Source organism: Scytonema sp. NUACC21, from assembly GCF_054684315.1.
Window position 1 is genome coordinate 281,666 of record NZ_BAAFZH010000109.1, and the last position, 23,186, is coordinate 304,851.

Annotated in this window: 9 protein-coding genes; 8 read left to right on the forward strand and 1 reads right to left on the reverse strand. The window is 42.3% G+C overall.

Going from position 1 to position 23,186, the window contains the following annotated elements; all coding sequences use genetic code 11:
• The first annotated feature begins 1 nt into the window (after position 1).
• The 8 genes from ACYRY3_RS43425 to ACYRY3_RS43460 all read left to right on the forward strand — a co-directional run bounded on the left by ACYRY3_RS43425 (position 2) and on the right by ACYRY3_RS43460 (position 18,435).
• Complete coding sequence (locus tag ACYRY3_RS43425; RefSeq protein WP_460208040.1) at positions 2-4,714, forward strand: type I polyketide synthase; 4,713 nt, start codon at positions 2-4, stop codon at positions 4,712-4,714.
• Positions 4,715-4,725: 11 nt separating this feature from the next.
• Positions 4,726-9,543, forward strand: a complete 4,818-nt coding sequence (locus tag ACYRY3_RS43430; RefSeq protein WP_460208041.1) for an aminotransferase class III-fold pyridoxal phosphate-dependent enzyme — start codon at positions 4,726-4,728, stop codon at positions 9,541-9,543.
• 61 nt (positions 9,544-9,604) lie between these two features.
• A complete protein-coding gene (locus ACYRY3_RS43435; protein WP_460208042.1) occupies positions 9,605-11,338 on the forward strand; it encodes an ABC transporter ATP-binding protein/permease in 1,734 nt (577 codons plus the stop codon).
• Positions 11,339-11,425: 87 nt separating this feature from the next.
• Positions 11,426-12,574, forward strand: a complete 1,149-nt coding sequence (locus tag ACYRY3_RS43440) for a tail fiber domain-containing protein (RefSeq protein WP_460208043.1) — start codon at positions 11,426-11,428, stop codon at positions 12,572-12,574.
• Positions 12,575-12,790: 216 nt separating this feature from the next.
• Positions 12,791-13,096: an acyl carrier protein gene (locus ACYRY3_RS43445; protein ID WP_460208044.1), complete on the forward strand. Its 306-nt coding sequence runs from the start codon at positions 12,791-12,793 to the stop codon at positions 13,094-13,096.
• A 72-nt stretch (positions 13,097-13,168) separates the two neighbouring features.
• Positions 13,169-15,040, forward strand: a complete 1,872-nt coding sequence (locus ACYRY3_RS43450; RefSeq protein WP_460208045.1) for a fatty acyl-AMP ligase — start codon at positions 13,169-13,171, stop codon at positions 15,038-15,040.
• Positions 15,041-15,188: 148 nt separating this feature from the next.
• The gene (locus tag ACYRY3_RS43455) at positions 15,189-16,892 is read left to right on the forward strand and encodes an HAL/PAL/TAL family ammonia-lyase (RefSeq protein ID WP_460208046.1); all 1,704 of its coding nucleotides are present in this window, start codon (positions 15,189-15,191) and stop codon (positions 16,890-16,892) included.
• A gap of 13 nt (positions 16,893-16,905) precedes the next feature.
• Entirely contained in the window at positions 16,906-18,435 is a 1,530-nt protein-coding gene (locus ACYRY3_RS43460) for a class I adenylate-forming enzyme family protein (RefSeq protein WP_460208047.1), read from the forward strand.
• A 145-nt stretch (positions 18,436-18,580) separates the two neighbouring features.
• On the opposite strand, the gene ACYRY3_RS43465 is transcribed toward ACYRY3_RS43460, so the two are convergent.
• Complete coding sequence (locus ACYRY3_RS43465; RefSeq protein WP_460208048.1) at positions 18,581-22,978, reverse strand: nSTAND1 domain-containing NTPase; 4,398 nt, start codon at positions 22,976-22,978, stop codon at positions 18,581-18,583.
• Between the last annotated feature and the right edge of the window lie 208 nt (positions 22,979-23,186).

Below are 23,186 nucleotides of genomic sequence, written 5' to 3' on the forward strand. Positions count from 1 at the left end.
AATGAGCAGCATTTCCGAAAGAGTCGATCGACTATCTTCATCAAAGAGGCTGCTTCTTGCTCTTATGGAAGCGCAAAGTAAGCTGGAAGCTGTTGAGCATTCCAAAACAGAACCAATCGCTATTATTGGCATGGGTTGTCGATTTCCTGGAGGGGTCCAAAACCCAGAAATGTTTTGGCAACTCTTACGTGATGGAATGGATGCTGTCACAGAGATTCCTTCAGAGAGATGGAATATTGATGCTTATTACGATCCAAAGCCTGAGAGTTTGGGGAAAATATATACCAAATTTGGTAGCTTTTTGCAGCAGGTAGACCAGTTTGACCCCCAATTTTTTGGGATTTCTCCTCGGGAAGCGAAAAGTATAGACCCCCAACAGCGTTTGTTGTTGCAAGTGAGCTGGGAAGCACTAGAGAACGCGGGAGTCGCACCCGAGCGACTCAGTGGTAGCAATACGGGAATTTTCGTAGGCGTTGGTCAAAACGATTACGCTCAATTACAACTCAACTGTGGCGATCCAACACGCATTAACGCCTATGATGGCACGGGTAATGCCTTTTGCTTCGCCTCGGGTAGGTTGTCTTATACTCTGGGTTTACAAGGACCGAGTATGACAATCGATACAGCTTGCTCGTCTTCCTTGGTCGCCGTTCATTTAGCTTGCGAAAGCCTGCGTAGGAAAGAGTGCGATATGGCTTTAGCAGGCGGGGTACATCTTGTCCTGTCACCGGAAGCTACTATTTTTCTCTGCCAAACTCATGCTCTCTCCCCTGATGGTCGCTGTAAGACCTTTGATGCAACTGCAGATGGTTACGGGCGAGGTGAAGGATGCGGGGTTTTAGTTCTGAAACGCCTCTCTGATGCTGTGGCACAAGAAGACAATATCTTAGCTTTAATTCGGGGTTCGGCAGTGAACCACGATGGTTCTAGCAATGGGTTAACGGTTCCTAATGGCTTAGCTCAACAAGCCTTGCTTCGCCAAGCCCTCAAAAGAGCAAAGGAAATCCCCGCTCGCATTAATTATTTAGAAACCCACGGTACGGGAACATCTTTGGGAGATCCGATTGAAGTCAGAGCCTTAGCAGCCGTGTTTGGAGAGGGGCGATCGCCACAAGAACCCCTAGTCATTGGTTCAGTTAAGACCAATATCGGTCATTTGGAAGCAGCAGCGGGAGTTGCAAGTTTAATAAAGGTAGTCCTTGCCCTTCAAAATCAGGAAATACCGCCCCATCTGCACTTTAAGAAACCCAATCCTCATATCAACTGGCATGAACTACCAGTGGTGGTACCTACAAAACGGATGGCATGGGTCTCCAATGGAAGACAAAGATTAGCAGGAGTTAGCTCCTTTGGCATGAGTGGCACCAATGCCCATGCTGTGTTAGAAGAGGCACCAGTACCACAACCAAGACAAGGGCAAGTAGAACGCCCCCTGCATTTGCTGACGCTCTCAGCTAAGACCGAGGAAGCACTACAGCAATTAGCTATTCGGTATAAAAACTATCTAGCAGACAACCCTTCTTTAGCTCTGGGAGATATTTGCTGTACTACGAATATTGGGCGATCGCATTTTCAATACCGACTTAGTATAGTAGCTTCCTCAACTGCCGAACTGAGTGAACAGCTAGTCGCCTTTACTTCTGGACAAGAAGCACTTTTCCAAACGGGGCAAGTGCAAGAAATAACTCAGCCTAAAATAGGTTTCCTATTTCCAGGCAAAGGTTCCCAGTCGCTGAAAATGGGTCATCAACTCTATGAAACCCAACCCACCTTCCGCGCTGCCCTCAACCACTGCAATGAAATTCTGCAGTCTTATTTAAAACAATCCCTGCTGGAATTGCTTTACCCCCAATCTCATAACACTGGTCTGCTGGATGAAATTGCTTACACAGAGCCTTTACTATTTGCAGTAGAGTATGCCTTGGCGCAGTTGTGGCAATCCTGGGGAATCAAGCCCGCAGTTGTTATGGGTCACGATCTTGGGGAATATGTAGCCGCTTGCGTCGCAGGAGTCTTTAGCCTGGAGGATGGGCTTCGCCTAATATGTACGAGGGCTGGTTTGATGCAGCCCAAAACGCAGAATGGGCGGGCTTGGGAGCAAATAAGCCAGGAAGTGACTTACTCATCTCCACAAATCAGTATCATTTCCACTGTCACAGGGGAACTCGTGACAACAGAGATGCAGAATCCTAAATACTGGTATTATCGATCGCAAGAACCAGTCAATTTAGTAGCGAGTATGAAAACTCTGCAGCAGGAAGATTATGAGCTGTTTGTAGAGTGTGGACCAAACCCAGTTTTATCAGAAATGGGTCGCAACTGTTTCCCTGAAGGAGTAGGTACTTGGTTACCCAGCCTGCGTGCAGACCAATCCGATTGGCAGGTCATCCTTCAGACTTTAGGGATATTGTACAACCGTGGAGTACCTATAGACTGGTGGGGCTTTCACCGGGATTATTCACATCGCCGTCTGCAATTGCCAACCTACCCCTTTGCCAAACAAAGGTACTGGGTTGATAAAACTAAACAGGAGCAACAAAAAACTCCATCCTTATCACAAGAACAAATTCCAACCCCAATTGTGCAACTTTTGCACCAAGGGGATAGTAAAAAACTATCGGAACTGTTACAACAAATAGGGAATTTTGCAGAAGAAAAGATAAAATTAATACCTGAAATACTGGAAGTATTGGTTCAGCAACACCAACAACAGATGAGAGGAGAATTCATCAAAGATTGGTGTTATCAATTGGAGTGGGAACTCAAACCACGTTTGGCAAACACCGCTCGAGAAAGAATTTTGAGCCAACAACAAGGTTTGTATCTCATTTTGGCTGACTTTAGTGGTGTAGGACAAGCGCTGGCAGAACTTTTAAAATTGCTGGGTTATACTTGTGTTCTTGTTTATCCTGGGGAAGCATACCAAAGTTTAGCAACTCAAGGAACTTGGTATCTTAACCCTGCTCATCTTGAAGATTTTGAGCGTCTGTTCAAAGAGATTTGGAAAACTTATCAACTTTCAATCCTGAAGATCGTCCACTTATGGAGTTTAGAGGCAGCACCTCTAAATAAGTTAGCACTTTCTACGCTCAAACAAGCTCAAATTTTAGGATGTGGTAGCGTCTTACATCTCGTGCAGACACTCGTTAAGCAGGATAAAATCGCTTTACCTCGATTGTGGTTGGTGACGCGAGGTGCAATGGCTGTAAGTTCCGCATTACCAGCCGTAGGGCAAGTTTCTTTATGGGGCTTTGGGAAATCTCTTTCTCTTGAATACCCAGATTTATGGGGTGGTATCCTCGATTTAGCCCCGAAACCTGTCTTAGATGAAGCAAGGACATTGTTAGCAGAAATTGAGGATTCCCAAGGAGAAGACTATCTCGCCTTTGACTCAGGAAAACGACACGTAGCCCGTTTAGTAAAAACCCAGGTATCAGAACCTCAAAAACTACTATTGTTAAAGCCAAATGCCACTTACTTGATTACGGGAGGGCTGGGATCTTTAGGGCTTAAAATAGCTGAGTGGATGGTAAGAAAAGGAGCCCGCTACTTAGTTCTTGTTGGACGTAGCCAAGCTTCCACTCAGGCACAAGAAACCATTCGGGCTTTTGAAGAAACAGGAGCTAAAATCTTAGTGGCTCAGGCTGATGTCTCTAATGAGACAGATATGGTGAAATTGCTAGAGCACGTTAAGTTAACAATGCCCCCGGTGCAAGGTATTATTCATGGCGCTGGTGTACTGGGGTTCCAAACTATTGAGGATATGAATTTAGATGCACTCTTAGCTGTGCTTAGTCCCAAGGTGTTTGGAACTTGGAATTTGCACGTACTCTCCCAGAGTCTAAAACTAGACTTCTTCGTGAGTTTTTCCTCAATTGCTGCGGTGTGGGGCTCAAAAGGACAAGCTCATTATGCCGCAGCCAACCATTTTCTTGATGGACTAACCCATTACCGTCAAGGATTGGGATTGCCGACATTAAGCATAAATTGGGGTCCGTGGGCTGACGCTGGGATGGCTGCTTCTTTGGAAGCACAGCAGTGGTTAACTCAGGTAGGAATTAAAGCGCTGGAACCAGAGCAAGCTCTGACGGCTTTAGAATTTTTGCTCCAAGGCAATTATTCCCAAATGACAACAGCTAATGTAGATTGGGCTCTCTTTAAGAGACTTTATGAAGTGAGGGGTCCACGTCCGCTGTTAGAAAAGATAAAAGTACTGCCACAGATTGTCACCACTCAGCAGAAGCAGCAGTCAGCAATTCTACAAAGATTAGAGGTAGCGACCGAAAGTGAGCGCCAGGATCTTTTAATTAGTTATCTTCAAACTGAAGTTGCTAAGGTTATGGAACTGGAACTTTCTCAATTACCAGAACCACAACAAGGTTTTTTTGATATGGGTATGGATTCCTTGATGGCTGTTCAGTTAAAGGAGGAACTAGAAGCCAGCATAGGCTGCTCTCTGCCTACAACGTTAATCCTGGAATGTCCAAATATTAGAGAGTTGGCTAGGTATTTAGGGCAGAAATTGTTACCAAAGGGGGTTTCTTTAGCATCCACTGTAACGTCAAAACAAGCACATTCTGTAAAGCCACAACCAACAGGTACTGTAACGTCACTACAAGCAGATGAGGATGGTGAGTTATCAACCCACTTGCAAACATTGTCTGAAGAAGAAATTGCCGACTTACTGGCTCAAAAATTAGCTTGCTTAGATTGAAGGGGGTAGGGATGAGCGATCGCTCAACAAGTATCAATTATAGATCGTTGATGGAAAATGCACTGCTGAAGCTGGAAAAAATGCAATCCAAGCTCAGTGCTTTAGAAAATGCTCAAACTGAACCTATAGCCATTATTGGCTTATCGTGTCGTTTTCCAGGGGGAGCAACTGACCCAGAATCATTCTGGGAACTTTTGATGAATGGGGTAGATGCCATCACAGAAGTACCTCCACAGCGATGGAATATTGATGCTTACTACGATCCCAATCCAGATACTCCAGGGAAAATGTGTACCCGACACGGAGGGTTTTTGCAGGAGATAGACCAGTTTGACCCTAAATTCTTTGGTATCTCCCCCAGGGAAGCAATGAAAATAGATCCCCAGCAGCGCTTAATGCTTCAAGTCAGTTGGGAAGCGTTGGAAAGAGCTGGGATTGTTCCAAATCCGAATGATGCTCCTCAAGCTGGGGTTTTTGTGGGAATTACAACCCATGATTACGCACAACTTCTTGTACTATCTGGCGTTAACCAAATAGATGCCCATTATCTGACAGGTAACCCCCTGAATGCTGTTGCAGGACGCTTATCTTATATTTTGGGACTGCACGGTCCTTGTATGGCGATCGATACAGCTTGCTCGTCGTCCTTAGTGAGCGTTCATTTGGCTTGTCAAAGTCTACGCAATTACGAGTGTACTTATGCTCTAGCAGGTGGAGTGAACGTAATTCTTTCTCCAGAAAACAGTGTAGCCCTTTCCAAAGCTAAAATGCTTTCTGTAAATGGTCGCTGTAAAACCTTCGATGCTGATGCCGATGGAATCGTCAGAGGCGAAGGCTGTGGAATGTTGGTACTCAAACGCCTTTCTGACGCAGTTGCAAATGGAGATAACATTCTAGCAATCATTCGCGGTTCTGCCGTAAATCAAGACGGTGCAAGTAGTGGGTTTACGGTTCCTAATAAAACAGCTCAAGAAGTTGTTATCGGTCAAGCGTTGGCAAAAGCAAAGATAAAACCATCTGATGTGGACTATGTAGAAACTCATGGCACGGGGACTTCCTTGGGAGATCCCATTGAAGTGAAAGCCTTGGGGGCTGTGCTAGGTGAGGGGCGAACAGCAGAATCTCCCCTCATGATTGGTTCGGTCAAAACCAATATTGGGCATACGGAATCGGCAGCTGGAGTGGCAAGTTTAATCAAGGTGGTGTTAGCACTGCAACACCAGCAAATTCCTCCCCATTTGCACTTTTCTCAGCCGAACCCTTATGTAAATTGGGATGAACTGCCTATAACTGTAACAACCAAGCAAACACCTTGGTTGAGGGGGGAAAAGACACGGATTGCAGGAGTGAGTTCTTTTGGAGCCAGTGGTACTAACTGTCATATCATCTTGGAAGAAGCCCCCGTTTCAAAATCTGAGGAAACTCATCCAAAATCCCTAGAACGTCCTTTGCACTTGTTGACGCTTTCCGCTAAGACAGACGAAGCCTTATTACAGTTAGCCCAAAGGTATGAAAAACACCTGACAAGCCATCCAGAGTTGCCATTCGAGAATATTTGCTTTACCTGCAATACAGGGAGAAAGCATTTTAATTACCGACTGGCGGTGTCAGGTTCCACCACTGCAGAAGTTTCTCACCAACTCGCTACCTATATTCGCGATCGCATTGCCCCAGGCGTGCTGACAGGTCAAGTGGAAAGAACAACATTTCCCAAAATAGCATTCTTGTTTACCGGTCAGGGATCGCAGTACATCGGAATGGGTCGCCAACTCTATGAAACGCAACCTATTTTCCGGCAAACTCTTGAATGCTGCGATGACATTTTGCGGTCTTATTTAGAACAACCTTTATTGGAAGTACTTTACCCCCAATCTGAAAATTCACTACTCGACCAAACTGCCTACACGCAACCAGTATTATTCGCTGTGGAATATGCCCTCTTTGAGTTATGGCGGTCTTGGGGAGTGGAACCAGCAGTCGTTATGGGTCATAGTCTTGGGGAATACGTCGCTGCAACTGTTGCGGGAGTCTTCAGTTTAGAAGATGGGCTAAAACTGATTGCCGAACGAGGGCGACTCATGCAAGGACTACCTCCAATTGGGGGAATGCTGGCTGTATTTGCGGATGAAGCGCAAGTAAACGCAATTATTCAACCTTATATCCGAGATATTTCTATTGCTGCTATCAACAGTTCCCAGAATGTCGTGATTTCCGGTCAGAGCCAAGTGTTGGAGGTTGTACAGGCTATTCTGAAAGAACGGGGTATTGAAACAAAACCTTTAAAAGTTTCCCACGCCTTTCACTCTCCTTTAATGGAGCCGATTTTAGCGGAATTCGAGGAAATAACACGTCAGGTTCCTTGGCAACCACCATCCATTCCACTCATTTCTAATTTGACAGGTCAAATAATATCCCCCTCCCACACACTTGATGCTAAGTACTGGCGACGCCACTCTCGGGAGGCAGTGCAATTTGTCTCAGGTATCAATACTATATTGCAACAAGGTTATGAAATATTTTTAGAAATTGGTTCAAAACCTATATTATCTAATTTAGGCAGGCACTGTCAGCAAAAAGCCAAAGCAACTTGGTTACCTTCTTTAGTGCAAGGACGGGATGATTGGCAGGTGTTGCTTGAAAGCTTATCTGCTCTCTATGTACGAGGAGTTAATATCAACTGGACTGGCTTCGAGAGTCATTACACAAGAAGTCGTCTATCGCTGCCCACCTATCCTTTCCAAGAAAAACGTTATTGGTTTGAAGAAGTAGGTTTGCCTGTGAATCATCATTTAAATCACACAGCTAAAAAGAACCTAAGTGAAAAGGAGCCTGAACTTCAAGTTGCGGCACCTCCAGTCAAGACCCAGCGAGACATCATACTTTCAAGATTAATTTCTCTAGTAGCGGAATCGCTTCGGATCTCTGTGTCTGAAGTGGATATTCATGCTCCTTTTTTGGAGATGGGAGCTGATTCCATCATTCTTATAGAGGCATTGCAAACTGTTGAAAGTCTTTATGGGCTTAAGATTGCTATTCGCCAGGTGTTTGAGAATTTGACAGACGTCAGTAAACTAGCAACTTACATAGACCAGAATTTGTCTCCAGAATGGATTTTGACGAATAACCCACAACCTTCTGAAGCTGAAGTACAAATGCAACCTCCTAACCAGAGGGATGCGATCGCATCGGTGTCTATAGAGACACCAAGGCAGAACATCCAAGCATTTGCACAGGGAGAAATCTCTGAGACTGCATTGGAACGTATTATGAGGCAACAACTTCAAATTATGTCCCGACAGTTGGAGATTCTCAGTAACAATAGTCTGCCTGCAGACAATGTTTCATCAGATGAACATCAATTGTTACAGTCTGCTCATCCAGCAAAACAACCTGCTACCGATTTGCCAAGAAAACATTATCCCTCTGAACAAATTTCTTCCATTCCTCCCTTACAAAATTCAGAAAATGGTCTAAAGACAAAGCAACAGCAGCATTTGGAAGCGTTAATAGCAAGCTATACTAAACGTACTCAAAAATCAAAACAGAAAGCACAAACTTATCGCCAAGTTTTAGCCGACAGCAGATCTGTGGCAGGTTTTCGTTTTTCCATCAAAGAAATCCTATATCCTGTCATTGGAGAAAAAGCTCAAGGCTCGAAATTGTGGGATATCGACGGTAACGAGTACGTGGATTTAACAATGGGATTTGGAGTTCTTCTTTTTGGTCATAATCCACCATTTGTCAAAGCAGCTATAGAATCTCAACTTCAACAAGGCTTACAAATTGGTCCACAGTCAAATCTAGCAGGAGAGGTGGCTGAACTCATTTGCGAACTAACGGGTATGGAACGAACAGTCTTTTGTAACTCAGGGACAGAAGCTGTGATGACAGCCCTGCGTCTGGCACGTACTACAACTGGGCGTCATAAGATTGCTCGATTTACTAATTCTTATCACGGTCATTTTGATGGAGTTTTAGCAACAGCATCAAAGCATGAAGTTGATGCTGTGCCAATGGTAGGAGTATCTCCGCAAGCAGTTAAAGATGTTTTAGTACTGGATTATGGGTCTTCCGAATCAATTGATATTTTGCAAGCCCACGGTCATGAATTAGCTGCAGTGCTAGTAGAACCCGTTCAGAGTCGTCAACCCGAATTACAACCCAAAGAGTTTTTACACAAATTAAGACAACTAACACAAGCAGCAGGAACAGCCCTGATTTTTGATGATGTATTGACAGGCTTCCGCATTCACCAAGGTGGAACGCAAGCGTGGTTTGGGGTTGAGGCAGACATGGCTATTTATGGCAAAATCATAGGCGGTGGCTTGCCAATTGGGGTTGTCGCCGGTAAAGCAGCTTATATGAATGGAATCGATGGTGGTTGGTGGAACTATGGAGATGCCTCCTATCCTCAAGCAAACAAGACATTTTTTGCAGGAACTTTTAATAAAAATCACATGACTATGACGGCTGCAAAAGCAGTCCTTCAGCATCTTAAGGAGCAAGGCAATAACCTTCAGCAGCAATTAAATCAGCGCACCTTGTATTTAGCTGAAACTCTGAATACTTACTTTAGAGCGGAAAATGTACCTATTTCCATTGTTCATTGTGGTTCTCTGTTTCGCTTTTCTTTTTCCGGCAATCTAGATTTGCTATTCTATCACCTATTGGAGAAAGGAGTTTACATTTGGGAAGGGCGCAACTGTTTTCTTTCTACAGCCCATAGTGATGCAGATCTTGATTATGTAATTCAGGCAGTTAAAGATAGTATAAATGCTCTACGAAAAGGAGGTTTTTTATCTGCAATTGGATATAAGCATTCATTGTAATGTTTATTTATAATATCGGCAATAAGCCCTACTTCAATATGCTTTTCAGCAGTGAAAATATATGATGAATATATTTGATAATCAATTTTGGAAGCAATTTTTAGCAATTGCCAAACCTTACTGGTTTCCAGTGAAGGAAGAAGGAAGAACAGTTCAAGAAAGTTTTTGGTCATGGTCGATGGTAGCTATGTTGTTGGCATTGCTACTAGTCATTAATGGAATTGGTGCATTTAATAGCTATCTAGTTGCAAACTTAATAGATTTACTCGAACTACATGATGTTTCAAATTATACTAAGCAACTAATTATCTACGCTCTTTTGCTTGGTCTGCTAGCACCAATTTTAGCCTTAAATAATTATATCAAAAGAACACTTGCTATCGATTGGTATAAATGGCTAACAAATCACGTTTTGGATAAATATTTCCGCGATCGCGCTTATTATCATATAAATTTTGAACCTTCTATTGAAAACCCAGACCAAAGAATATCCCAGGAAATAGAACCAATACCCAGGACAATTATAAATATATCTTTTACTTTAATTGATAAATTTATAGAAATAGTTATTTTTACTAGCATTCTGTGGTCAATTTCTAGATGGGTGGCAGTTTTACTAGTGATTTATGCTATTGTTGGCAATGGGATAGCGCTTTTTTTTGGTCAAGAGTTGATTAGAATTAAATCCGAACAAGTTGACACTTTAGCAGACTACAGATATAGTTTGACCCATGTACGTGATAATGCTGAATCTGTGGCTTTTTATCAGGGTGAAATTCAAGAATCACGTATTGTCAGGCAAAAATTCACTAACGTCATCCAAGATGATGAGCGAGTGAATGGCTGGCAGAGAAATAAAGAATTGTTTACAAATGGATATCAGTTTCTTATCCTTTTAATTCCATTTATAGCGCTTGCCCCCTTATACTTTATGGATACAATAGAGCTAGGAGAAATTATCCAAGCAAGCACAGCTGCTAGTGTGATTTCATCAGCTCTAGGAGTGGTTGTGGGTGAATTAGGTTCGGGAGGTCGGGTAGCTAATTTGATAAATCGTTTAGCCACCTTCTCTGATGTTTTGGAAGCAGTCACTAGACAACAGCAATTGGCAAGTAGAATTGAAACAGTTGAAGAAGATCGTATCGCCCTCGATCGACTCACATTGCAAACTCCCAACTCAGAGCGGGTTTTAGTTCAAGATTTATCAGTCTCGGTAGAAACAGGTACGGGATTGCTGATTGTAGGTTCAAGTGGTCGTGGGAAAAGTTCTCTTTTAAGGGCGATTGCTGGGTTATGGCAAGCGGGCATCGGTCACATCATTCGACCCAACTTAGAAGAAATTTTGTTTCTACCACAACGTCCATATATGATTTTGGGAACGTTGCGAGAACAAATGTTATATCCCAACAGGAATCGCCAATTGACAGACGAGGAACTTGAACAGGTGCTGCAACAAGTTAACCTTCAAGACTTATTGACAAGAGTTGGTGGTTTTGATGCAGAAAAATATTGGGAAAATATTTTATCTTTAGGAGAACAACAACGTCTTGCATTTGCGCGAGTATTAGTTACACGTCCTCACTACATCATTTTGGATGAAGCAACAAGTGCTTTAGATTTAGAGAACGAGGAGAATGTTTATCGTCAGTTGCAACAAACTGGCTCGACTTATATTAGTGTTGGGCACCGACAAAGCTTATTACAGTATCATGACACAGTTCTAGAATTTTCAGGAAATGCTAGTTGGCAAGTGGTACCAGCACAAGACTATCGCAGTAATTATGGCTGGGAGTAAATTTTATCTTTACATTCTTCGTAAGCTTTTTTGCGATCGCGGAAATCATGCAATCTTCTCATTCAGTGACATAAGGAGGAAAAAAGTATGGCTCAGCAAACAATTGATGGCGAACTTCATGTAACGTCTAACCTTTCCGTAGGATTGATTGATTTTGGTCAAGGCGAAGGTCAAATTGTTGCTTCGGGAAAATTAGCAGGTATATATCTTTACAGACGTAATCTAACTTCTTATCCTAACCCACACGTAGCGGGTGATAATTTCTCTCTGTATAACGCTGACGGTACACTTCGTCTTGGTTCAAGTGAAACAGGTGCTTTGCTCGGAGTTACAGCTAATGGCAATGTTGGTATTGGCACAACTACACCTCAAGCAAAACTGCAAGTACGCAATGGAGCTATCATGCCAGAAGTAGGAAGAAGTGATACAGCAGGAATTTTATTTCCAAGAGACCCTGGTGGAGGTTATGGTGATAAAGCTTACATTCGCTACTTCATTGATGGTGGTGGAGAAAAAACCAAGTTGTTGATTGGGTGTGAAAATGATGCAGATGATAGAATTAGTTTCTTTCAATTTGGTGCTGAAAGATTAACTATTAACAACGGGAACGTTGGTATTGGTAAAGGCATCACTAATTTCAATCGTCCTCTGATCGTTGAAGCTGCTGGGGCTGCTCAAGAATTGATTAGCTTCAATGAACCAAATGGTTCTACCAAATGGCACATTAATCAGAAGTTTAACAATAAATCTGGGCTCAACTTTGTAGAATCGGGAGTTGCAGATGGTCGATTATTTCTTCAAGCTGGAGGGAATGTTGGCATTGGAACAACAACCCCCAGTGAAAAATTGGATGTGAATGGCAATATTAAAGCGACAAATATCACCGCACCTTCCGACCTGCGTTACAAAGAGGATATAAGTCTCATATCCGATGCTTTGGAGAAAGTGCTGGCAATGCGCGGTGTGCGTTACCAATGGAAGCAAAAAGAATTTTCCGAAAAAGAATTTGGCGATCGACCGCAAATTGGCTTCATTGGACAAGAGATAGAAACGGTTTGTCCGGAGTTGGTTTTTACTGACTCTCTTGGTTACAAAGCTCTTGATTATTCTCGGTTAACGCCGATTTTAGTCGAAGCAATTAAGCAACAGCAGGAACTCATTAACCAACAGAAATTAGCACTGGAAGCCGTACAAGAGGAATTAGCCACCTTAAAAGCAACTATGCAAAATAATTAAAAGGCATATTCTACAGAGCGTTAAAGTGACAGAAGTTTAGACTGTGAGTAGGTCGGCATTAATAACTAACTCTTACTTTGTAGTAGTATTGTTGAGCCTACAGCAGCTAGCACTTTTTGCCCTAATACAAGCTAATTTTCACTTAGTTTCCTTTGTTCTTGCCTACTTACTTAATTCACTATTGATTGATAATTGGTAACTAGGAGTAGATTGAAAATGCAACAAAACCAAGTAAATCCAGTGAAAGCAGATAACAGCAGTCAAGCCTATTCTGAGGTAGAAATTCAAAATTGGTTGATATCATATATGATTGAGCAGTTAAAAATTGACTCAACAAGACTAGATATAACAGTTCCTTACGATCGCTACGGGCTTGATTCTACAATTCTCATAGGGATGGTAGCAGATATAGAAGATTGGTTAGGTTGTAGTTTACCTCCAACATTAGTGTATAATTACCCAACTATCCAAAGCTTGGCTGAACATTTATTTTCTCAAATTATAAACAAGAAATTTGAATAAATAAGCTCTTCTAAAAAATTTAATTTTTTGACTGGTAAAGAGTTTCTAATTGTTTGACAAATTCCCAAAATTATGGCAATTACAAATAATCCACAAGGTGCAGAAGATCTATTTCCAATTTTCTCGAAGACATTACAGAAAAAACACATCCAAGTTAATGAAATTTTTCCTCGCAACAACATTAACTTCAATTCCATTGAAGCTATAAAAAATTTAGAAAAAAACAATGTGCGGTCTTGGGTAGATCTCCTGATGTACAGGGCACGGCACCAACCCGACCGGACAGGATACATTTTTTTAGGGGATGGAGATCGAGAAACTGCCCGACTGACATATCAAGAGTTAGACACAAAAGCCAGAGCGATCGCTGCATACCTGCAATCACAAGGCATGACTAACGACAGGGCTTTACTAGTGTACCCACCTGGTCTAGAATTTATCACTGCTTTCTTTGGGTGCTTATATGCAGGTATACTAGCAATTCCTGTGAACGCTCCTCGTCCAAATCGTCCCATGTTGAAACTACAAGCAATCATAGCTGATGCTGATGTATCAATGGCTCTCTCCACAGAATCTTTTCTTCACACGATACAACCTCAGTTAAAAGAATATCCTGATTTAGGAACATTAAATTGGATAGCTACTTGTACGATTGGTGACGAGCAATCCGAGACTTGGCAACCCACTACAGCTAGCTGTGATACCTTAGCATTCTTGCAGTACACCTCTGGCTCTACTGGAAAACCGAAAGGAGTGATGGTTAGTCATGGAAATTTGTTTTCCACTGCAGCAGACAATGACTATGCGTGGAAGCACAACTCCGAGAGTGTTATGGTGACATGGCTGCCAACATTCCACGATATGGGACTGATTTATGGGCTGCTTCAGCCCCTATACAAAGGGTTTCCAGTCTACATGATGTCACCTCTGTCGTTCGTACAGCGTCCATACCTATGGCTAAAAGCAATTTCACGGTTACGGGCAACCCACAGTGGAGGTCCTAACTTCGCCTATGACCTTTGTATACGTAGGATTACAAAAGAGCAACGAGCGACTTTAGATCTCAGTAGCTGGCAAGTGGCTCTCAATGGATCTGAACCAGTGAGCGGAGACATTTTACAGAAGTTTGTAGAAACCTTTGAACCATGCGGTTTTAAAATGAGCAGCTTTTGCCAAGGCTACGGCTTAGCGGAAGCTACGCTGAAGGTAACAGCAACAAGAAAAGAAGATGTGCCAACTTTTTATAAAGTTGACGCTGAAGCGTTAGCGCAAAATCGAATCGTGCAAGCAAATGGCTTTCAGTGCAAAGCACATACTCTTATTGGATGTGGATATTCTGAGATTAATGCCAAAATTGTCATTGTTCATCCTGAAAACTTAACTTGTTGTGCGCCCTTAGAGGTAGGAGAGGTTTGGGTATCAAGCACCAGTGTAGCTGGGGGCTACTGGGGATTACCCGAGGAGACAATCCAAACTTTTCATGCCTATTTAAAAGACACAGGAGATGGTCCATTCTTACGCACTGGAGATTTAGGTTTTTTCAAAGATGGCGAATTATTTGTTACAGGGCGCATTAAAGACGTACTGATTATTCGGGGTAATAACTTTTATCCTCAAGATATTGAGCGCACGGTTGAACAGAGCCACCCCGCACTGCGCTCTAGTTGTGGAGCAGCTTTTACTGTTGAGGTTCAATCTCAAGAACGGTTAGTGATTGTTCATGAAATTGAGCGAACCTATCTACATAAATTAGATGCACATGAAGTCGTGGGAAATATTTGTCAAGCATTAAAAGTCGAACATGAATTGGAGGTGTACACTATAGTGCTACTCAAAACTGGAACCATTCCTAAAACGTCTAGTGGTAAGATTCAGCGTCAAGCCTGTCGAACAAAATTTTTAGAAAAAACTTTAGACTCTGTGTATCTTCTGAGTAATTCCTGAAGTTAAGAAACTGAATAAACCTCTTTTGTCACTGGTTTTTACATACTTTTACAAAAAGTTTAATGAAATGTTTTTGTAAAGATGCCATTTCTGGCAAAAATTCTCCAGTTTTCGAGACTAGATACATAGGCGCGGCAAGGAAATCGCAATGAATACAGCATCACCACCAAGTAATAAAAGCTCCGTTGGTTCATTAACATTTACAAAAAATTCAAATTCAACCGTAGTTGTAGGCAAACAGAACTTAACAATAGACGATGTAGTCAGCGTGGCACGTTATGGCGCACGAGTATGCTTAACAGATAGGGATGATATCTTGCAAGGTGTTCAAGCATCGTGCGATTACATTGCCAATGCTGTGGAATCGGGAATGCCAATTTATGGAGTGACAACGGGCTTTGGTGGCATGGCAAATATCGCTATTTCCCCTGAAGAAGCCGCTTTGCTACAAAATAACCTCCTTCGTTTTCTGAAGTCAGGAGTAGGAAAGCGATTACCGCATCCAGATATCCGTGCAGCCATGCTTTTGCGTGCTTGTTCGCACTTGCATGGTGCATCCGGCATCCGCCTCGAACTTATCCAGCGTATTGCAACTTTCCTCAATGCTGGTATTACACCACACGTGTATGAATTTGGCTCAATTGGTGCCAGTGGGGACTTAATCCCTTTGGCTTATATCACTGGTGCGTTAATTGGTCTCGATAACAACTACACAGTTGACTTTCAAGGCGAAGACATAGATGCTCCAACAGTGCTTCAAAAAATTGGTTTGCCGCCACTGCAACTGCTACCAAAAGAAGGGTTGGCAATGACAAACGGCACATCAGTGATGACGGGAATTGCTGCTTTATGTGTATATGACGTCCGAGTTTTACTAGCCCTATCCATAAGTGTTCATGCCTTGATCGTCCAAGGTTTGAACGGAACAAATCAGTCGCTTCATCCATTTATTCATCAAGGTAAACCACATATCGGTCAAAAATGGGTAGCAGCACAATTGCTAGAACTTCTTGCTGGTTCTCGTTTAATTTGCGACGAGTTAGATGGTTCTCACAATCATCGAGGTCAACAACCAATACAGGATCGTTATTCTCTCCGTTGTTTGCCACAGTACATGGGACCAATTGTCGATGGGCTAGCCCAGATAGGAAGGCAAATTGAGATTGAAATGAACTCTATCACTGATAATCCAATCATTGATGTTGAGAATAAAGCCAGTTATCATGGTGGCAATTTTCTGGGACAGTACGTAGGTATAGGTATGGATCACCTGCGCTACTATATGGGGTTATTAGCTAAACACTTAGATGTACAAATTGCACTACTTGTTGCACCAGAGTTTAACAATGGATTACCACCATCTCTGGTCGGTAACCAAGAACGTAAAATCAATATGGGGCTTAAAGGTCTGCAGATAGCTGGAAACTCACTCATGCCGTTGTTGGCATTTTACGGAAATTCAATCGCAGACCGCTTTCCAACCCATGCTGAACAATTTAACCAAAACATTAATAGTCAAGGATTTAATTCGGCAACTCTAGCACGACATGCGGTCGAAATTTTTCAGCAATACATGGCGATTGCTCTTATGTTTGCAGTGCAAGCCGTTGACCTACGGACATATTTAACAGTTGGTCATTACGACGCACGTTCTTGTTTGTCACCTGCAACAACTGAATTGTACACTGCAATGCGTGAAGTTGTCGGACGAGCACCAAGTACAAACCGACCATACATCTGGAATGATGATGAGCAATCCTTAGATGAGCATATTGTGCAGATTGCAGTTGATATTGCTGCCAATGGCAAAATTATACAAGCAGTTAAAGAGCTTGTGTCCAACTTAAAGTGAATCTTCAAAAATTATGAACATTGCACAGCATGTAGAACGGGGACACCACTTTTTTCCCAATAAAACTGCTCTCATCTTTGAGGAAAGATCTTTTACTTACAAGGAGCTTAATGAAATAAGCAACCGCGTTGCTAATGCTTTACGTAAATTAGGTATTGAACGCGGTGAAAGAGTGGCACTATTATTACCAAACATTCCTGAATTTATCTTTTCATATCTTGGTATTTTAAAAATTGGTGCCATAGCAGTTTCACTAAATTTCAACCTTCAAAAGAACGAAGTTAAATTTATTCTTCATGACTGCTCTGTCAAAGTACTCATAACAACAGATTCACTTAGCGAAAATGTACCAGATTCAGAAATACCCGATCTGAAACACATTTTAATTGCAGAAGGTCAAGCAAGAGTTGGAACTAGCTTGCAAGATTTAATCTCAAATGCTTCACCTAATGCGTGTGCTTTAGATATGGATTGCAACGATCCAGCTATCATTATCTACACATCAGGTACAACAGGCTTTCCTAAAGGGGCTATGCTTTCGCATGGCAATGTAATTTCCAACATTGACGCCGCTAACCATTGTTATCAAACTAAGCCTGAAGACCGATTACTGCTTTACTTACCCCTATTCCATTGCTTTGGGCAAAATGCTATTCTCAATGCTGGACTGAACTCTTACGCAACCATCATTCTGCAACGCCGTTTTCATCCCAAGCAAGTCCTGAAAAGCATTGCCACTGATGGTATTACCCTCTTTTTCGGTGTGCCAACAATTTTCATCAAACTACTGAATACAGATACATCAGACTACGATCTGACATCTGTACGCTATTACTTTACAGCGGCAGCACCCATGCCAAAAGAAGTCATACAGAAATGGCAATCAAAATATGGTATGGTCATCCATGAAGGATATGGTCTGACGGAAACATCTCCTTTTTCCAGTTATAACCATCACTTGAAATACAGATTTGGTTCAATTGGCACTCCTGTTAAGGATGTGGAAATGAAGATTGTTAATCTTAATGGTGAGCCAGTACAACCAGGGGAAATTGGTGAAATCGTTGTTCGTGGCCCAAATGTCATGCTTGGTTATTGGAACCGCCCTGGTGAAACTGCTCAAGTTCTCAAAAATGGTTGGTTTCATACTGGAGATCTTGGACAAATGGACTCAGACGGCTACTTCTATATTGTTGACCGCCTCAAAGACATGATCAATGTCTTTGGCTTGAAGGTTTATCCCAGCGAAGTTGAGAATGTGATTTATCAACACCCAGCAGTTGCTGAATGTGCGGTCTACGGTGATTCCCATCCAATAAAAGGTGAGATAGTTAAAACCAAGATCGTCCTAAAACCAGGTGAAACCGTCACAAAAGAACAAATTATTACTTTTTGTTCTAAAAGAATAGCAAACTATAAAATACCTCGTGTGGTTGAGTTTATTGATTCACTGCCAAAAAGTGAAACTGGCAAAATTCTGAAAAAGCTTCTACGTCAGGAAGCTACCCACAATTTGTCAACAGCTAGAACAGTATCTGTTTAGGAAATTTGACCAGAAACAAGGTAGAGAGCATATTTTTTATCATGTTTGGTGAAATAGAAATACTCCTCCCCTTATCTAACTAAGGGGAGGATGCTGTCAGGCGGGTTTGGTTCCCTCAACCCAACCTACCAACACATCGGGCATTTTATTCCCAAACGTGTTTTTTACAAGTTTCGCAGGCTTGTTTCTCAACTTCAGTAGGAAGTTCGTTGAAGATGGGATGATAGCGCAAGCGATCGCAAGCAACTTGGAGCCAGTTTTTCCAGTTACCACCTTGCCACAACCGTACTATTCCATCCCAGCTGCCACTGACAATCGTTTGACCATCATGGCTGATAGCGACAGCGCTCACAACGTCGGTGTGTCCTTGAAGGGGTTCACCGATGAGGTTACCCTGCCGATCCCACAAGCGCACGTAATTATCGCGACTGCCACTGACAACATACTGTCCATCAGGGCTAACGGCGATTGACCAAGGAATTGGATTGGGCAAAGGTTCACTGATAGGCTGACCCCACCTATCCCACAATCTTAAAGTTTCATCATCACTACTTGTAACAATAGTTTGCCCATCGGCACTAATAGCTACTGAAATAATGAAAGAGGAATGGCCCTTAGAAATTTCAGCGATAAGCTCACCCTGCCCGTTCCAGAACTGAATCTTCACAACATCGCTGATACTCACAATACTCTGTCCATCAGCACTAATAGCGACTTTCCGCAAAGGGGTTATCTGACCTTCAAAGAAAATCTCATCAATTTTGTTGCCCTCTAAATCCCACAACCGTATCTTATCAACACTCATGTCGTCACTTCCACAAGTGATGATTGTCCTGCCATCATTACTGACAACAATTGAATTGACAACAGCTTGATACGCCTGAAAATCCTTAATTAAATGACCCTGTGAATCCCACAAACGTACAGTTCCATCATCGCTGCCACTGGCGATGGTTTGCCCATCAGTGCTAATAGCAACTGACTTAACAGCAGACTTATGCTGAAGTTGCTGGCAAATAGTATTTCCCTTAAGATTTCGCAGCCATGCAATTCCATCATCGCTGAGGCTCACAATGCTTTGCCCGCTAGCACTGACAGCCACAGAATTGATAGCAGCTTTATGTTCTGAGAAGACATCAATTTCATTGCCTTGCAAATCCCATATCGTCACCTTACCACGGTTGCCACCACTTCCTGTCACTGCAAATTTTCCATCTGCAGTGATAGCAATATTGCTAGGATAGAGTGCGGGTTTTTGTAAGAGATCCCCTTTTAAATTCCACAATCGCAGTATAACTGATTGTGTGTCTTCCTCACATTGGCTGATACAAATAATCTTGCGCCCATCAGTGGTGAAAGCAACAGATTTAACGCCATCTTCGCAAATGTTAAGCTCCTCCTCATTTAACACGAAGCTTTTGATGAGCTTGCCTTTAAAACTCCATAACTGAACTTTTCCTGGGCTACCAGCACTACCAATAACAATATATTGACCATCAGGACTAAAAGCAACGGAATTAACTCCCTCCTTAATCGCTGGAAATTCTTTGACTAAACTACCTTTGAGATTCCATAACTGAACTTTACCAGGGTTCCCAACACTAGCAGTGACAATGTATTGACCATCAGGACTAAAAGCAACGGAATTAACTCCCTCCTTGAACACCGTAAAATCTCGGATTAAATTGCCTTGAAGATTCCATAATTGAACTTTCCCCGGACTCCCAGAACTGCCCGTGATAATTTTTTGACCATCAGGGCTAAAAGCAATAGAGTTAATAGTATCTTCAGACACAGCAAAGTTACTGATGAAATTGCCGTTCACGTCCCACAGGTATACTTGATATTCATGACTGACTGCCACAAGGGTCTGACTGTCAGGACTGAACGTGAGGGTTCGGATATGATTGCTATTGGGTATAGGCAAATCTATGATGACATCACCATGGAAATCACACAAATGTAATGAGTGAGGATGAGATATACTGTAAGCGATGTACTGCTTGTTGGGGCTAATGGCAACAGCCGATATATATCCATCTCCTAAAATATCGCGTTCTCTGGCTTTTTCTACAGCAGTCCTTAAACTGGATTGTACGGGGCTGAGAATTTCCACTGGCAGTTCTTTTAAATTCTGTCCGATTGTCGCTACTGCGAGAACTAAACCATCGAGAGGTTTTATCGGAAGTAGATTTTGGACTCTGGCTGCTTTGAGTTGCAGTTCTGCTCTTGCTCGACGCTCTTCCGAAATTTGTAGCAGTTTCTTAGTTTCCTCAAGCTCATCCTTCCTTCTCAGAATGCTATCTCGAACAAATTCCGTTTCTATCTGATTCAGCCAGTTATTATCCTTAGACTGCAGTGCTTTTTCTAGCTGAACGAGCCGAGGGTCGCGAATCCATAAGTAATTCGTGGCTCGATTATTCTTGCACCAATCATTAACAGCTGGTGTTAAACGTTGTTGCAATTCTATATTTTCTTGTTCTTGGAGCTTCCATTGCTGTAACTTTTCCCAGCCGCGTACCAACACATCATGGGCTGGTTCCACATAAGGTTCACCGCCTGTTTCTTGTCCTCCAACAATCAAACGAGCTTGAGAAAGACGTGTGAGGACTTCTTGCACGCGCTGATTTTCTCGCGCATTTGCATACACCAGTTCTAACAAAGGCACTCGCCGCCGTGCTGACTCCCCACCCTCATTGGTTACCATTCGTAACATGACTCGTTTCATCGTTGCCCGTTGCGCTGGGGTCAGTTTGTTATATTCTTCTGTGGCTCGACGTGTTAAAGAACCTGCAACTCCTCCTAATGTTTCATAATCTTCTTCTCTCAAAGTTCGCTTTTCTCGTTCTACACATTTTACATACAGTTCGCTGAGGGTAAAAGATAGCAGCGACAAAGCCCCTGGCATCTGCCCAACTTCATCGCTCAAGCGTTCGACAAGAGTTGGGGGATCGAAGTCCAACATCTTTTCACGAGCAGGTCTTTCAATGCAGGCACGTAATTCCTCAGATTTCATGGCTCGTACTGGAAAGCGTGCGGCAATCCAAGTAGATTTGAGAGGACAATCAATAAAACGTGGTTCAAAGTCAGAGCGCAATGTCAATACAATATAAAGTTGAGGATTTGCCTCTAATGCTTGTGCAAGGAAATTCAAGAAATCCTCTCGCTCTTTTTGTTTGCACAGTGTAAAGAGTTCCTCAAATTCATCAATGACTAGTAAAAATTTGATATTAGCAGGAACTTGGCTGTACTTTTCGATAATATTGGTAAGTTGTGTTGGCTCTTGTTTGAGTGTTTTGCTTAAGCGATGGATTTCCTCTTGTTTCTCTGCTATCGCTGTGTAAGCATTTTGTAAAACTGACTCTGAAAGTGCTGTAAAGGGAGACTTCCCCGGTCGAAACGTAGGTAGAATCTCAAATTCTTCCTTATGGTGGTTGCGTAAATAAGGAATAAGCCCTGCTTTAACCAAGCTTGATTTGCCAGAACCAGAAACTCCTAAAACTACAGTCAGTTGGCGATCGCTTTGATTAACATGGGTGTACAGTTGGCTAATGAGTTCATCCCTACCAAAGAACAATTGAGAGTGTTTTTCCTCATAGCTTTTTAGCCCCCGGTAAGGGTTGTTTTCTGGGTTAAGTGCAGGTGCGTCCTCTAACTTATCGCGATTAAAGTGAGGTAGTACAAAAATAAACTCACCTTTGTCATGCTTTTTAAAAGGAAATAAAAGAGGTGTTTGGCGGATGTTACGATCCTCTGTAATTTGCTCAACTTTATCGCGGACGTAGGAATAAATTTCTGTGGCAGTGATAATACCATCGCCTCTCTTGAGGGTTGTGTCGGCATCACCTTGCAACGCTTCAAATAATGCACTTGCAAACGGTGAATGCCCTTCCGTATTTTCAGTTTCTCGCTTCCCAAAGAAACCCAATAAATCAAGTGCTTTTTGATCGTTAGCTGCAGAGGCAATCGCTTGCCATGCAGGTTCGCTAATAAAGCGATCGTAACGTTGCTTGTATACCTTTCGTACAGGCATAACGTTCCTATAAAAACTTGAACGAAATGCTCCCGCAAAACAGCAATCTAAAATAACTAGCATATGACGGCACGGTAGTTTTGCTAGAGCATCATGCAAAACTTGCATGGGAAGGAGAAGATTTTGTTTTTGAAAGAGAATATCAGTTTTTGCATCACAAGGGACAAGATACCCTCTGCAATCATCGTTGTTTTCCAGTGCATCAACAGGAGCAATCCCGTGTCCGGCAAAGTAAAACAGCACCCGGTCATTTTCTTCTACCTGGACGGTAGTATCACCGAGAGGAAATTTCTTGTTCTCAAAATTGGCAAGCAGAGAGTTTAATCCAGAAAAGGTGGCTTGTGAGTTGAGTAGAAGCTGAATCTCATATTTGTAAACACGCTGAAGAATTTCTGCAAGTTTCTTAGCATCAGCAGCAGGAGTCTTTAAGGATGGAATACCATTTGAGTATTCATCGATACCGATAACAATAGCTAAATTACGTTTAAAATCGTACTGAGATTTAGCCATAAGTTTAATAGATAAATCAATAAATAGATTGAAAGGTCAGAACTTGTGCAGTCGAATAAATAAAAAAAAGTTTTTATTATACTTAAAGCTACACTGAGGGGTAGCTCTTTTCCGGAGATTTGACTATGTCAGCAAAATAATTTTATAATCAAATCTACAGGAATTAACTTACCTAATGCACCTACCTGTAGAATTTATCGGAGATAGA